Origin of the sequence: Pseudomonas nitroreducens (assembly GCF_010994165.1) — a bacterium.
Lineage (GTDB): Bacteria > Pseudomonadota > Gammaproteobacteria > Pseudomonadales > Pseudomonadaceae > Pseudomonas > Pseudomonas nitroreducens.
Genome location: NZ_WMBX01000004.1, coordinates 49,421 through 64,085 on the forward strand (window position 1 = coordinate 49,421; position 14,665 = coordinate 64,085).

At 63.5% G+C, this 14,665-nt stretch carries 12 protein-coding genes; 10 read left to right on the forward strand and 2 right to left on the reverse strand.

Translation table 11 applies throughout. From position 1 onward, the window contains the following. Nucleotide 1: 1 nt before the first annotated feature. Together murU and GJV37_RS17835 are read right to left on the reverse strand one after the other, a co-directional pair. On the reverse strand, nt 2–676 hold the full coding sequence (murU, locus tag GJV37_RS17830; RefSeq protein WP_193452800.1) for an N-acetylmuramate alpha-1-phosphate uridylyltransferase MurU: 675 nt from the start codon (nt 674–676) through the stop codon (nt 2–4). After that, a complete protein-coding gene (locus GJV37_RS17835) occupies nt 673–1,695 on the reverse strand; it encodes an aminoglycoside phosphotransferase family protein (protein ID WP_193452801.1) in 1,023 nt (340 codons plus the stop codon). The genes murU and GJV37_RS17835 overlap by 4 nt, the downstream gene beginning before the upstream one ends. Nucleotides 1,696–1,824: 129 nt before the next feature. Here GJV37_RS17835 and GJV37_RS17840 point away from each other — a divergent pair, with 129 nt between their 5' ends. The 10 genes from GJV37_RS17840 (at nt 1,825) to GJV37_RS17885 (ending at nt 14,631) form a co-directional block, all read left to right on the forward strand. Continuing rightward, nucleotides 1,825–4,593: an LPS-assembly protein LptD gene (locus tag GJV37_RS17840; RefSeq protein WP_193452802.1), complete on the forward strand. Its 2,769-nt coding sequence runs from the start codon at nt 1,825–1,827 to the stop codon at nt 4,591–4,593. Continuing rightward, nucleotides 4,574–5,866 carry a peptidylprolyl isomerase gene (locus tag GJV37_RS17845; protein ID WP_089285796.1) on the forward strand — a complete coding sequence of 431 codons (1,293 nt, stop codon included), beginning with the start codon at nt 4,574–4,576 and terminating at the stop codon, nt 5,864–5,866. Before GJV37_RS17840 ends, GJV37_RS17845 begins: the two co-directional genes overlap by 20 nt. Before the next feature lie 111 nt (nt 5,867–5,977). Beyond that, a complete protein-coding gene (gene pdxA, locus GJV37_RS17850) occupies nt 5,978–6,979 on the forward strand; it encodes a 4-hydroxythreonine-4-phosphate dehydrogenase PdxA (RefSeq protein WP_170857962.1) in 1,002 nt (333 codons plus the stop codon). Between the two features lie 116 nt (nt 6,980–7,095). Beyond that, on the forward strand, nt 7,096–7,923 hold the full coding sequence (rsmA, locus tag GJV37_RS17855) for a 16S rRNA (adenine(1518)-N(6)/adenine(1519)-N(6))-dimethyltransferase RsmA (protein WP_170857963.1): 828 nt from the start codon (nt 7,096–7,098) through the stop codon (nt 7,921–7,923). Then, a complete protein-coding gene (gene apaG / locus GJV37_RS17860) occupies nt 7,920–8,300 on the forward strand; it encodes a Co2+/Mg2+ efflux protein ApaG (RefSeq protein WP_169890086.1) in 381 nt (126 codons plus the stop codon). Before rsmA ends, apaG begins: the two co-directional genes overlap by 4 nt. Next, complete coding sequence (locus tag GJV37_RS17865) at nt 8,300–9,124, forward strand: symmetrical bis(5'-nucleosyl)-tetraphosphatase (protein ID WP_170857964.1); 825 nt, start codon at nt 8,300–8,302, stop codon at nt 9,122–9,124. The genes apaG and GJV37_RS17865 overlap by 1 nt, the downstream gene beginning before the upstream one ends. A 43-nt stretch (nt 9,125–9,167) precedes the next feature. Then, nucleotides 9,168–9,497 carry a thiosulfate sulfurtransferase GlpE gene (gene glpE / locus GJV37_RS17870; RefSeq protein ID WP_024763607.1) on the forward strand — a complete coding sequence of 110 codons (330 nt, stop codon included), beginning with the start codon at nt 9,168–9,170 and terminating at the stop codon, nt 9,495–9,497. A 287-nt stretch (nt 9,498–9,784) separates the two neighbouring features. Next, complete coding sequence (locus GJV37_RS17875) at nt 9,785–11,707, forward strand: PrkA family serine protein kinase (RefSeq protein ID WP_038803509.1); 1,923 nt, start codon at nt 9,785–9,787, stop codon at nt 11,705–11,707. A 102-nt stretch (nt 11,708–11,809) separates the two neighbouring features. Further along, a complete protein-coding gene (locus tag GJV37_RS17880; RefSeq protein WP_024763608.1) occupies nt 11,810–13,081 on the forward strand; it encodes a YeaH/YhbH family protein in 1,272 nt (423 codons plus the stop codon). Further along, nucleotides 13,078–14,631 (forward strand): SpoVR family protein, encoded by a 1,554-nt coding sequence (locus tag GJV37_RS17885; protein ID WP_024763609.1) that lies wholly within the window; start codon nt 13,078–13,080, stop codon nt 14,629–14,631. Before GJV37_RS17880 ends, GJV37_RS17885 begins: the two co-directional genes overlap by 4 nt. The last annotated feature ends 34 nt before the right edge of the window (nt 14,632–14,665 follow it).

Here is a 14,665-nt window from a genome sequence, read left to right on the forward strand (position 1 = left end):
CTCAGCGCTCCGCCAACTGGCGTTCGACTTCTGCCAGGCGCTCGTGGGTGCCGACATCGATCCAGCGGCCACGATGGTGCACGCCGCTCACGCGCCCTGCTTCCATCGCCTGGCGCAGCAGCGGCGCCAGCTTGAACGCGCCGGGCTGGCAGCCGTCGAACAGCTGCGGACGTAGAATGGCGATGCCGCTGTAGGTCAGGCTCGGCTGGCCTTCGCGGTAGTCACTGACGCGACCGTCACGCAGGCAGAAATCACCCCGAGCGTGGTGGCCGGGATTGTCCACCAGCACCAGGTGCGCCAGGTCGCCCTCGGCCAGCGCACCGTGCAGGCTTGCGTAATCGAAGTCGGTCCAGATGTCACCGTTGGCGATGACGAAGGCGTCGTCGCCCAGCAGCGGCAGCGCCTTGAAGATGCCGCCGCCAGTTTCCAGCGGCTCGCCTTCGGACGAGTAGCGGATGCTCAGGCCAAAGGGCGCGCCATCACCCAGGTGGTCTTCGATCTGCTGGCCGAGCCAGGCGTGGTTGATCACCAGCTGATCGAAGCCGGCCTGGCGCAACGCCCGCAACTGGTACTCGATCAGCGGCACGCTGCCAGCGCGCACCAGCGGCTTGGGCGTGTGCAGTGTCAGCGGGCGCAGGCGCTCGCCCTTGCCCGCGGCGAGGATCATGGCCTTCATGCGGGGTGGGTCTCGTCTTCGGGCAGGCTGGCCAGCAGCGCGGCGAGGTCGCCCAACTCCGGCCGGCGCGCGATGACGCTTTCCAGGTAGCGGAAGAAGCGTGGCACATCGCCCAGGTAGCGAGGCTTGCCATCGCGATGGCAGATACGCGCGAAAATGCCGATCACCTTCAGATGACGCTGGGCACCCATCAGGTCGCTGGCGCGGAAGAAGGTCTCGAAGTTCTCCGGCAGCGGAATACCGGCTGCCTGGGCCTTGCGCCAGTAGCGCGAGAGGCCGTCGTGGACGCGCGGTTCCGGCCAACTGAGGAAGGCGTCCTTATAAAGGCAGGTCACGTCGTAGGTCACCGGACCGTAGACCGCATCCTGGAAATCGAGGATGCCGGGGTTCGGCTCGCTGAGCATCAGGTTGCGCGGCATGTAGTCGCGGTGCACCAGCACGTGCGGCTGCGCCAGGGCGCTGCGGACCAGCAGGTCGCAGGTGCGCTCCCAGCGAGCGAGTTGCTCGCCCTCCAGGGTCACGCCCAGATGGCGCTGCAGGTACCAGTCGGGGAACAACTGCAGCTCGCGGCGCAACAGGGCTTCGTCGTAGGCCGACAGGCGCTGGGCGACATCGACCTGCTGGAAGGCCACCAGGGCATCCAGGGCGTTCTCGAACAGTTCCTCGGCATTCTGCGCAGTGAGCACATCCAGGTAAGTCTGACGCCCGAGATCATTGAGCAGCAGGAATCCCTGCTCGACATCCTCGGCCAGAATCTTCGGAACGTGCACGCCGGCCTCGGCCAGCAGGCCGGCGACCTTGATGAAGGGCCGGCAGTCTTCCTGGGGCGGTGGCGCGTCCATCACGATCAGGCTGCGGCCGGCGCCCTGCCAGCGGAAATAACGGCGGAAACTGGCGTCGCTGCTGGCCGCAGTGAGGCTGGCCTCGGGCACCTGTCCCCAGCCTTGTACGTTGAACACTGCGGGCAAACTCAAGTCCAACCAGCGGATCATCTGCTGGTAACGAGCATCCTCGGTCATTTTTCGGGGTTCTCCACGGCGCTAGCCGTTGCGCGGGTCATGCTTTATTATCCAGCATCTTTTTGAGCCCATCGATAGGCGTGCGGCCCGTTTTGGGCTGAAGGCTCGCAGGAAGCCCGGATTAACAAGATGGCAGTGAATTTCCCCGTGTTCCGTAGAAAATTCCCCTTACTGGTGACCGGTGGCCTGCTGGCTATCCAACCGCTCGCCACTGTGACCGCGGCGCCCGGCGAGCAGTTCGCCTGCCAGCCCTCCGCATCCGGCGCCTGGGACTGCTCCTCGCAGAACAGCGCCAGCACAGTACCGCGCCCACAGCATGGGGCCACCTCCGTCAGCGCTGGCGGCACGGCCGCGAGCAGCTCGAAGTCCTCGGGCAGCCCGAGCAGCGCCGCTGGCGAAGAGCCGAAACAACTGGTCACCGAGTCCGGCGGCCGCGGCCTGAAGTCGCGCAGCAGCGACTACAGCCACCTCGACTGGATCCCCCGCGACAAGCTCACCGCTGCCCAACAGGCCGAAATGGGCCCGTACTGCAGCGGCGCCTACGTCGAGCCGGTACGTCCAGGCATGAACGACAAGACGCCGAACGACGAGGCCCCGACCTACGTTTCGGCAAAGGTTTCCCGCTACGAGCAGGAAAAGCAGATCGCCACCCTCGCGGGTAACGTGGTCCTGCGCCAGGGCAGCATGCAGGTCGAGGCTGACGAGGCCAACCTGCACCAGGCCGAGAACCGCGGCGAGCTGGTCGGCAACGTCAAGCTGCGCGACAACGGTGCGCTGATCGTCGGCGACCACGCCGAGCTGCAACTGGACAACGGCGCGGCGAAGATCGACAACGCCGAATACGTCATGCACCAGGCGCAGATCCGCGGCAGCGCGCTGTACGCCAAGCGCCAGGAAGACGCGATCATCCAGCTCAAGGACGGCACCTACACCCGTTGCGAGCCGGGCAGCAACGCCTGGGTCATGAAGGGCAACAACATCAAGCTGAACCCGGCCACCGGTTTCGGCACCGCGACCAACGCGACCCTGCGGGTGAAGGACATTCCGGTCTTCTACACCCCGTACATCTATTTCCCGATCGACAACCGTCGTCAGTCCGGCTTCCTGGCGCCTTCCTTCGCCAGCTCGACCGACACCGGTTTCACCCTGACCACGCCGTACTACTTCAACCTGGCGCCCAACTACGACGCCACGTTGTACCCGCACTACATGGTCAAGCGCGGCCTGCTGATGGAAGGCGAGTTCCGCTACCTGACCCACAGCAGCGAAGGCCAGGTCAACGCCGCTTATCTGAACGATAAGAACGACGACCGCAAGGACTTCCCGCAGTATACCGACACCCGTTGGCTGTACGGCTGGAAGAACGTCAGCGGCCTGGATTCGCGTCTGATGGCGCAGGTCGACTACACCCGCATCAGCGACCCCTACTACTTCCAGGATCTGGATACCTCGCTGGGTATCGGTTCGCCGACCTACGTCAACCAGCAGGGCATCCTGACCTACCGCGGCGACAGCTACACCGCCAAACTGAACGCGCAGTCCTACCAGTTGGCGACCGTGACCGACGTCACCCCGTACGATCGCCTGCCGCAACTCACCCTGGACGGCAAGCTGCCGTTCAATCCGGGTGGTCTGAACTTCACCTACAGCACCGAGGCCGTGCGCTTCGATCGCGACCTGGATGAAGGCTTCTACCGCCGGAACGAAGACGACCCGAATCTCTACGCCCGCCCTGATACCAATATCCAGGGCCTGGCTCGAGCCACCGGTGACCGCTTCCATGCCGAGCCGGGCATCAGCCTGCCGATGAACCGCAGCTGGGGCTTCCTGACTCCGACGGTCAAGGCCATGTACACCAAGTACGACCTGGACCTGGACAGCAAAGGCAAGGCTACCCTGCCGTCCTACCTCGACTACGACAGCAGCCCGGACCGCTCCCTCGGCCTGGCCAAGCTCGACAGCGGCCTTTACTTCGATCGCGACACCACCTTTGGCGGCACCAAGTTCCGCCAGACCCTGGAACCGCGCGCAATGTACCTGTACGTGCCGTACAAGGACCAGGACAACCTGCCGACCTTCGACACCGGCGAGTTCACCTTCAGCTACGACTCGCTGTGGCGTGAAAATCGCTTCACCGGCCGCGACCGCATTGGCGATGCCAACCAGCTCTCCCTCGGCCTGGGCTCGCGCTTCATCGAGGACGATGGCTTCGAGCGCGCCTATGTCGCTGCCGGCCAGATCTACTACTTCAGCGATCGCCGTGTTCAGTTACCCGGCCTGACTGAAGACGATCTGCGCGCCAGCGGTGCGAAGAACCCGGACGCCGATACCTGGCGCTCGCCCTACGCACTCACCGGCATCTATCGCTTCAACCATGACTGGTTCGCCAGCTCGGACTTCAACTGGAACCCGAATACGCACCACACCGACAACGGCAACCTGATGTTCCACTATCAGCCTGAAGCCGATCCTCGCAAGGTGCTGAACGCCGGCTACCGTTATCGCGCCGACAGCAAGCGCTTCAACCCGAACACCGGCCAGTTCGAATACGGCAGTGACGAGTACAAGATCGAACAACACGATTTCTCGTTCATCTGGCCGGTACTGCCACAATGGGCCGCCATCGGCCGCTGGCAGTTCGACTACAACAAGAGCCGCACGCTGGAAGCCTTCGGTGGCTTCGAGTACGACAGCTGCTGCTGGAAACTGCGCCTGATCAACCGCTACTGGGTCGACTACGACGACGACGAGTACATCACCTCGACGTCCAAAGCCGACCACGGCGTATTCCTTCAAATCATCTTGAAAGGCCTTGGCGGCGTGGTTGGCAACCAGGTGGAAGGCTTCCTCGACCAAGGTATCCAGGGTTATCGTCAACGTGAAGACAATGCTATGTAAGGCCCTGCGCCCGCTGATGCTGGGCGCGCTGTTGGCAAGTTCCGTCGTGCATGCCGAAGTGGTTCCGCTGGACCGTGTGGTCGCCATCGTCGACAACGACGTGGTGATGCAGAGCCAGCTGGACCAGCGCCTGCGCGAAGTCCGTGCAACCATCCAGAAACGCGGCGCGCCGCTGCCGCCCGAGCACGTGCTGACCCAGCAGGTGCTCGAGCGTCTGATCATCGAGAACATCCAGCTGCAGATCGGTGACCGCTCCGGCGTGCGCATTACCGATGAAGAGCTGAACCAGGCCATGGGCACCATTGCCCAGCGCAACAACATGAGCCTGGACCAGTTCCGTGCCGCCCTCGCCCACGACGGCCTGTCCTACGACGAGGCCCGCGAGCAGGTGCGTCGCGAGATGATCATCAGCCGTGTGCGCCAGCGCCGTGTGGCCGAGCGCATCCAGGTCAGCGAGCAGGAAGTTCAGAACTTCCTGGCCTCCGACCTGGGCAAGATCCAGCTCTCGGAAGAATACCGCCTGGCCAATATCCTGATCCCGGTACCCGACAGCGCTTCGCCGGAAACCGTGCAGGCTGCAGCTCGCCAGGCCCAGGAGATGTACCAGCAGCTCAAGCAGGGCGCGGACTTCGGCCAACTGGCGGTCTCCCGCTCGGCCGGCGACAACGCCCTGGAAGGCGGCGAGATCGGTTGGCGCAAGGCCGCCCAGCTGCCCTCGCCGTTCGACAGCATGGTTGGCACCTTGGCCGTGGGCGACGTGACCGAGCCGGTCCGCACCCCGGGCGGTTTCATCATCATCAAGCTGGAAGAGAAGCGCGGTGGCAGCAAGATGCTGCGTGACGAAGTCCACGTCCGCCATATCCTGCTCAAGCCCAGCGAGATTCGCAGCGAAGAAGAAACCCAGCGTCTGGCCGAGAAGCTCTACGAGCGCATCCAGGCCGGCGAGAGCTTCAGCGACCTGGCGAAGAAATTCTCCGAGGACCCGGGCTCCAAGCTCAACGGCGGCGACCTCAACTGGGTCGACCCGGAATCCCTGGTACCGGAATTCCGCGACGTGATGAACAATGCGCCGCAAGGCCAGGTCACCAAGCCGTTCCGCTCGCCGTTCGGCTGGCACGTGCTGGAAGTCCTCGGCCGCCGCGCTACCGACAGCAGCGACAAGTTCCGCGAGCAACAAGCCGCCCAGACCCTGCGCGCACGCAAGTACGACGAGGAACTGCAGGCCTGGCTGCGCCAGATCCGCGACGAAGCCTACGTCGAGATCAAGCAGTAAGCAGCGCGTCGCTACGAAGAAACCCGGCCATGGCCGGGTTTCTTTTTGCCTGCAGGAAGCTTCGTCGTAGAGTAGGAACATCCGCGGTAAATCCTGATTCGAGAGTCATCCATGAGCACTTCCCACCTTTTCGCCCTCACTCCCGGCGAGCCCGCCGGCATCGGTCCCGACCTCTGCCTGCTGCTGGCCCGCGAAACTCAACCGCATCCGCTGGTTGCCGTCGCCAGCCGTGAACTGCTGGCAGAGCGTGCCGCGCTGCTGGGGCTGAACATCGACCTGCAGGAAGTCGGCCCCGACCACTGGCCCGATGTCGCTGCTCCGGCCGGCAGCCTTTATGTCTGGGACACCCCGCTGGCAGCGCCGGTCGAACCGGGCAAGCTGAACCAGGCCAACGCCGCCTATGTGCTGGAAACCCTCACCCGCGCCGGCCAGGGCTGCCTGGACGGGCATTTCGCCGGGATGATCACCGCCCCCGTGCACAAGGGCGTCATCAACGAAGCCGGCATCGCCTTCTCCGGCCATACCGAGTTCCTCGCCGATCTCACCCACACCGCCCAGGTAGTGATGATGCTCGCCACCCGCGGCCTGCGCGTTGCCCTGGTGACCACCCACCTGCCGCTGCGACAGATCGCCGATGCCATCACCCCGGATCGCCTGGAGCGCGTCACCCGCATCCTGCATGCCGACCTGCGCGACAAGTTCGGTCTGGCCAACCCGCGCATCCTGGTCTGCGGCCTGAACCCCCACGCAGGCGAAGGCGGCCACCTCGGCCATGAGGAAATCGACGTGATCGAGCCAACGCTGGAGCGCCTGCGCACCGAGGGCATGCAGCTGATCGGCCCGCTGCCGGCCGACACCCTGTTCACCCCCAAGCACCTGGAACACTGCGACGCCGTGCTGGCGATGTACCACGACCAGGGCCTGCCGGTGCTCAAGTACAAGGGGTTCGGCGCGGCAGTGAACGTCACGCTGGGCCTGCCCATCATCCGCACCTCAGTGGACCACGGCACCGCACTGGACCTTGCCGGCACCGGTCGGATCGACAGCGGCAGCCTGCAGGTTGCCCTGGAAACCGCCTACCAGATGGCCGAAGCCGGCGCCGCGAAAGGCTGATCACCAGCATTCCGTTCGGCCAGCGTTTCGTGCTGGCCGTCGCGGACTGGTAAACTGATGGTTTTTCCGCCTCCAGCTGGCCGCCTCAGGCGTCCGGCTGCTCTCCGGAGCCTTCGATGTCCGAACTCTTCCAGCACCGCGCCCGTAAACGCTTTGGGCAGAACTTCCTGCACGACGCCGGGGTGATCCACAAGATCCTCCGCGCCATCGCCGCCAAGGAAGGCCAGCACCTGCTGGAAATCGGCCCAGGCCAGGGCGCCCTGACCGAAGGCCTGGTGGACAGCGGCGCGAAGCTCGACGTGATCGAGCTGGACCTGGACCTGATCCCGCACCTGAAATGGCGCTTCGGTCTGAAGCCCAACTTCAGCCTGCACCAGGGCGATGCGATGAAGTTCGACTTCGCCAGCCTGATCGCCTCCCCCGAGGACAAGTTGCGCGTGGTCGGCAACCTGCCCTACAACATCTCCACCCCATTGATCTTCCATCTCCTGGACCATGCCTCGCTGATCCAGGACATGCACTTCATGCTGCAGAAGGAAGTGGTGGAGCGCCTGGCCGCCGAGCCGGGCAACGGCGACTGGGGCCGCCTGTCGATCATGGTGCAGTACTTCTGCCGGGTGGATTACCTGTTCACCGTCGGCCCCGGCGCGTTCAACCCGCCGCCCAAGGTCGAGTCGGCCATCGTCCGGCTGGTGCCCTACGCTGAACCGCCCCATCCGGCCAAGGATCACCGCGTGCTGGAACGCATCGTCCGCGAAGCCTTCAACCAGCGCCGCAAGACCCTGCGCAACACCCTGCGTACGCTGATGAGCGTCGAGGACATCGAAGCCGCCGGCGTCGACCCGACCCTGCGTCCGGAGCAACTGAGCGTCGCCGACTTCGTCAGCCTGGCTAACCGTTACAGCGAAACCAACCCGGAAGCCGAGCAAGGACCGAGCGCATGAGCGATCCCCGCTACCAGGTCAGCGTCAGCGTCACCACCCGCCACCTGCCCGAGCAATCGCAGCCGGAGCAGCAGCGCTACGTGTTCGCCTATACCGTGACCATCCACAACCACGGCGAGCTGGCCGCCAAGCTGCTGACCCGCCACTGGGTCATCACGGACGGCGATGGCCACGTGCAGGAAGTCCGCGGCGCCGGCGTCGTTGGCGAAAAGCCGCTGATCGAGCCGGGGGCCAGCCACACCTACACCAGCGGCACCGTGATGGCGACCAAGGTCGGCAGCATGCACGGCAGCTACCAGATGGTCGCCACCGACGGCCACCACTTCGATGCCGAGATCCCGGCGTTCCGCCTCGCCGTCCCTGGGGCGCTGCACTGATGGCCACCTACGCCGTAGGCGACCTGCAAGGCTGCCTGGAGCCGCTCAAGTGCCTGCTGGAGCAGGTGAAGTTCGACCCGGCCCAGGACAAGCTCTGGCTGGTGGGCGATCTGGTCAACCGCGGTCCGGCGTCGCTGGAAACCCTGCGCTTCCTCCATGGCATGCGCGAATCGCTGGTCTGCGTGCTGGGCAACCATGACCTGCACCTGATCGCCGTGGCCTACAACGCCGAGCGCCTGAAGAAGAACGACACCCTGCGCGAGATCGTCGAGGCGCCGGATTGCGCACAACTGATCGAATGGCTGCGGCAGATGCCGTTGGTCCATCACGACGCCGTTCGCGACATCACCCTCGTACACGCCGGCATCCCGCCGCAGTGGGACATCGACAAGGCCCTGCAGCGCGCCGCCGAAGTCGAAGGCGCGCTGCGCGACGACACTCAGCTGCCGATGTTCCTCGATGGCATGTACGGCAACGAGCCGGCCAAGTGGGACAAGAAGCTCAACGGCATAGCGCGACTGCGGGTGATCACCAACTATTTCACGCGCATGCGCTTCTGCACCCCGGACGGCAAGCTCGACCTGAAGTCCAAGGAAGGCCTGGACACCGCGCCGCCCGGCTACGCGCCCTGGTTCAGCTATGCCGAGCGCAAGGCCGCCGGGCGCAGGATCATCTTCGGCCACTGGGCCGCGCTGGAAGGCCAGTGCGACGTCCCCGGCCTGTTTGCCCTGGACACCGGCTGTGTGTGGGGCGGCAGCATGACGCTGATGAACGTCGATACCTTCGAGCGCATCCAGTGCAGTTGCGCCGATAAACCAGAATGATTGCAGCGGGGCCACAGGCTCCGCGCCTTGCGAGGTACTACCCATGAGCGACTTCAAGCGCATCGCCCCCGACCTGGCCCAGCAGCTGCGCGAAAACGGCGCCCAGGTCGTCGACATTCGCGACCCGCAGAGCTATGCGATGGGCCATATCAGCGGTTCGCGGCACATCGACAACTACTCGGTAGCCGACTTCATCCGCGAGGCCGACATGGACGCACCGCTGGTCGTGGTCTGCTATCACGGCAATTCCAGCCAGAGCGCGGCGGCCTATTTCGTCCAGCAGGGCTTCTCCGAGGTCTACAGCCTCGACGGTGGCTTCGAGCTGTGGCGCAGCGTCTATCCCGCGGATACCAGCGCAGGCGGCTCCGACTGAAAGCCCCTACGAAAGAGGCGGATTAGCCCCTTCAAAAAATCTGTAACTTCTCGCGCTTTCGTCCTTTACACATCTAAGAACGAACTATCCTTTCCCTCAGGCCATCCAAAAAAGGGAGAGCCGGCACACCGGCTTCCGGTTAATCGGCAGTGACCATTGGGGCGGATCAGGGCAGTCGCCAGGTTCCGTTGGAGTTCTGGGGGATTCTCGCCGGTACCACTGGCAGCCCGACCGCACCCGCACAGACCGATCCGGCGCCGGCTCCATGCATCGAGCGAGGAGACGTCATGAGCATTTTCAGTCACTTCCAGGAACGCTTCGAAGCGACCCGTCAAGAGGAGTACTCCCTCCAGGAGTACCTGGACATCTGCAAGCAGGACAAGATCGCCTATGCCACCGCCGCCGAGCGGATGCTGATGGCCATCGGCGAGCCTGAACTACTCGACACATCCGTCGATTCCCGCCTGTCGCGAATCTTCTCCAACAAGGTGATCCGCCGTTATCCGGCCTTTGCCGACTTCCATGGCATGGAAGAGTGCATCGACCAGATCGTCTCCTTCTTCCGCCACGCCGCCCAAGGCCTGGAAGAGAAGAAACAGATCCTCTATCTCCTGGGCCCAGTCGGCGGCGGTAAATCCTCCCTCGCCGAAAAGCTCAAGCAACTGATGGAGCACGTGCCCTTCTATGCGATCAAGGGCTCGCCGGTGTTCGAGTCGCCCCTGGGGCTGTTCAATCCCGACGAAGATGGCGCCATCCTCGAGGAAGACTACGGCATCCCGCGTCGCTACCTGCGCTCGGTGATGTCGCCGTGGGCGACCAAGCGCCTCAACGAATTCGGCGGCGACATCAGCCAGTTCCGCGTGGTCAAGCTGCACCCTTCGATCCTCAACCAGATCGCCATCGCCAAGACCGAACCTGGGGATGAGAACAACCAGGACATCTCCGCGCTGGTCGGCAAGGTGGATATCCGCAAGCTGGAAGAATTCCCGCAGAACGACGCCGACGCCTACAGCTACTCGGGCGCGCTGTGCCGGGCCAACCAGGGCCTGATGGAATTCGTCGAGATGTTCAAGGCGCCGATCAAGGTCCTGCACCCCTTGCTCACTGCGACCCAGGAAGGCAACTACAACAGCACCGAAGGCCTCGGTTCCCTGCCCTACAGCGGCATCATCCTCGCCCACTCCAACGAATCGGAGTGGCACAGCTTCCGCAACAACAAGAACAACGAAGCCTTCATCGACCGCATCTACATCGTCAAGGTGCCGTACTGCCTGCGCGTCTCCGACGAGATCAAGATCTACGACAAGCTGCTGATCAACAGCTCCCTGGCGCACGCCCACTGCGCGCCGGACACCCTGAAGATGCTTTCGCAGTTCTCCGTGCTGTCGCGCCTGAAAGAGCCGGAAAACTCCAACATCTACTCGAAGATGCGCGTCTACGACGGCGAGAACCTCAAGGACACCGACCCCAAGGCCAAGTCCATCCAGGAATACCGCGACACGGCGGGCGTCGACGAAGGCATGGCCGGGCTTTCCACCCGTTTCGCCTTCAAGATCCTGTCCAAGGTGTTCAACTTCGACCCGCATGAAGTGGCCGCCAACCCGGTGCACCTGCTCTACGTGCTGGAACAGCAGATCGAGCAGGAGCAGTTCCCGCCGGAAACCCGCGAACGCTACCTGCGCTTCCTCAAGGAATACCTGGCGCCGCGCTACGTCGAGTTCATCGGCAAGGAAATCCAGACCGCGTACCTGGAGTCCTACAGCGAGTACGGTCAGAACATCTTCGACCGCTACGTGCTGTACGCCGACTTCTGGATCCAAGACCAGGAATACCGCGACCCGGAAACCGGCGAGATCCTCAACCGCGCCGCCCTCAACGAGGAACTGGAGAAGATCGAGAAGCCGGCCGGCATCAGCAATCCGAAGGACTTCCGCAACGAGATCGTCAACTTCGTCCTGCGCGCCCGCGCCGGCAACAACGGCAAGAACCCCAGCTGGCTGTCGTACGAGAAGCTGCGCGTGGTGATCGAGAAGAAAATGTTCTCCAACACCGAGGACCTGCTGCCGGTCATCAGCTTCAACGCCAAGGCGAGCAAGGAGGATCAGCAGAAGCACAACGACTTCGTCAAACGCATGGTCGAGCGCGGCTACACCGAGAAGCAGGTGCGCCTGCTGTCGGAATGGTATCTGCGGGTTCGCAAGTCGCAGTAGTCTGCCATCGGCGCGGCGGTTTCCGCCGCGCCGGTCGCCGTCGCATTCGGACCTGTCCGGAGCGGCTCCACGCCGCCTCGCAGCAGGCCCTGAGGAGCATTCATGAGCTACGTCATCGACCGGCGTCTGAACGGCAAGAACAAGAGCACGGTGAACCGCCAGCGCTTTTTGCGGCGTTACCGTGAGCACATCAAGAAGGCGGTAGAAGAAGCCGTCAGCCGCCGCTCCATCACCGATATGGAACATGGCGAGCAGATCAGTATTCCCGGCCGCGATATCGACGAACCTGTCCTGCACCACGGGCGCGGCGGCAAACAGACCGTCGTCCATCCCGGCAACAAGGAATTCACCACCGGTGAGCACATCCCGCGTCCCCAGGGGGGCGGCGGTGGCCGTGGTGCCGGCAAGGCGAGCAACCAGGGCGATGGGATGGACGACTTCGTCTTCCAGATCACCCAGGAGGAATTTCTCGACTTCATGTTCGAGGACCTGGAGCTGCCCAATCTGGTCAAGCGCCACCTCACTGGCAGCGACACCTTCAAGACCGTGCGCGCCGGCATCAGCAATGAGGGCAATCCCTCGCGGATCAACATCGTGCGCACCCTGCGCTCGGCGCACGCCCGGCGTATCGCCCTCTCCGGCTCCACCCGCGGCAAGCTCCGCGCGGCGCTGGCCGAACTGGACCGGCTCAAGCGCGAGGAACCGGACAATCTTGGCGACATCCAGGAACTGGAGCAGAAGATCGCCGGTATGCGCGCACGCATCGACAAGGTGCCGTTCCTGGATACCTTCGACCTCAAGTACAACCTGCTGGTGAAGCAGCCCAACCCGACCTCCAAGGCCGTGATGTTCTGTCTGATGGACGTCTCGGGCTCCATGACCCAGGCCACCAAGGACATTGCCAAGCGTTTCTTTATCCTTCTCTACCTGTTCCTCAAGCGGAACTACGAGAAGATCGAAGTGGTGTTCATCCGCCACCACACCAGCGCCCGCGAGGTGGACGAGGAAGAGTTCTTCTATTCCCGCGAGACTGGCGGCACCATCGTTTCCAGCGCGCTCAAGCTGATGCAGGAAGTGATGGCCGAGCGCTATCCCACCAACGAATGGAACATCTACGCCGCCCAGGCCTCGGACGGCGATAACTGGAACGACGACTCGCCGGTCTGCCGCGACATTCTGATGAAGCAGATCATGCCGTTCGTCCAGTACTACACCTACGTCGAGATCACCCCGCGCGAGCACCAGGCGCTGTGGTTCGAGTACGAGAAGATCCGCGACACCTTCGAAGACAGCTTCGCCCAGCAGCAGATCGTCTCCGCCTCGGACATCTACCCGGTGTTCCGCGAGTTGTTCCAGAGGAGGCTCGTCGCATGAGCAAGCGCCAGCCGATCGCCACCGGCTCGGAGTGGACCTTCGAGCTGATCCAGCAGTACGACCGCGAGATCAGTCGTCTCGCCGAGCGTTATGCGCTGGACACCTACCCCAACCAGATCGAGGTCATCACCGCCGAGCAGATGATGGATGCCTACGCCTCCGTCGGCATGCCCATCGGTTACAACCATTGGTCCTACGGCAAGCACTTCCTCAGCACGGAAAAGAACTACAAGCGCGGTCAGATGGGCCTGGCCTACGAGATCGTGATCAACTCCGACCCGTGCATCGCCTACCTGATGGAGGAAAATACCCAGTGCATGCAGGCGCTGGTGATCGCCCACGCCTGCTACGGGCACAACAGCTTCTTCAAGGGCAACTACCTGTTCCGCACCTGGACCGACGCCACCTCGATCATCGACTACCTGGTGTTCGCCAAGTCCTACATCAACAAGTGCGAGGAGCGTTACGGCATCGACGCCGTGGAAGACCTGCTGGACTCCTGCCACGCCCTGATGAACTACGGCGTAGACCGCTACAAGCGGCCCTACCCGATCTCCGCCGAGGAAGAGAAGCAGCGCCAGAAGGAGCGCGAGGAGCAGATCCAGCGCCAGGTCAACGACCTCTGGCGGACCATCCCCAAGGCCACCGGCAAGGACAAGGAACAGGGGCTGGCCCGCTACCCCAGCGAGCCGCAGGAAAACATCCTCTACTTCATCGAGAAGAACGCCCCGCTGCTGGAGCCCTGGCAGCGCGAAATCGTTCGCATCGTGCGCAAGGTGGCGCAGTACTTCTACCCGCAGCGCCAGACCCAGGTGATGAACGAAGGCTGGGCGACCTTCTGGCACTACACCCTGATCAACGACCTCTACGATGAAGGCCTGGTCAGCGACGGCTTCATGATGGAGTTCCTCCAGTACCACACCAGCGTGGTCTACCAGCCGGGCTTCGACAGCCCCTACTACAGCGGCATCAACCCCTACGCGCTGGGCTTCGCCATGTACCGCGACATCCGTCGCATCTGCGAACACCCCACCGAGGAAGACAAGCGCTGGTTCCCGGACATCGCCGGCAGCGACTGGCTGGCCACCATCAAGTTCGCCATGAAGAGCTTCAAGGACGAGAGCTTCGTCCTGCAGTTCCTCTCGCCCAAGGTCATTCGCGAGTTCAAGCTGTTCAGCATCCTCGACGACGACCAGAAGGACGACATGCTGGTCGACGCCATCCACGACGACGACGGCTATCGCAAGATCCGCGAAACCCTGGCTGCGCAGTACAACCTCGGCAATCGTGAACCGAACATCCAGATCTGGGATGTCGACCGCCGCGGTGACCGCTCGCTGACCCTGCGCCACCAGCAGCACGACCGCAAACCGCTGGGCGAATCCACCGACGACGTGCTCAAGCACCTGCACCGCCTTTGGGGCTTCGATATCCATCTGGAAACCCTGCAGGGCGAGAACATCGTCAACACCTTCCACATGCCCCCAAAGGGTGAACGCGACAGCGAGGAGGGTTACCCCCGGCTCGACCTGATCATCCCACCCATTTGATCGGTTGACCGGAGCAGCAGGCGTGACAAGCATG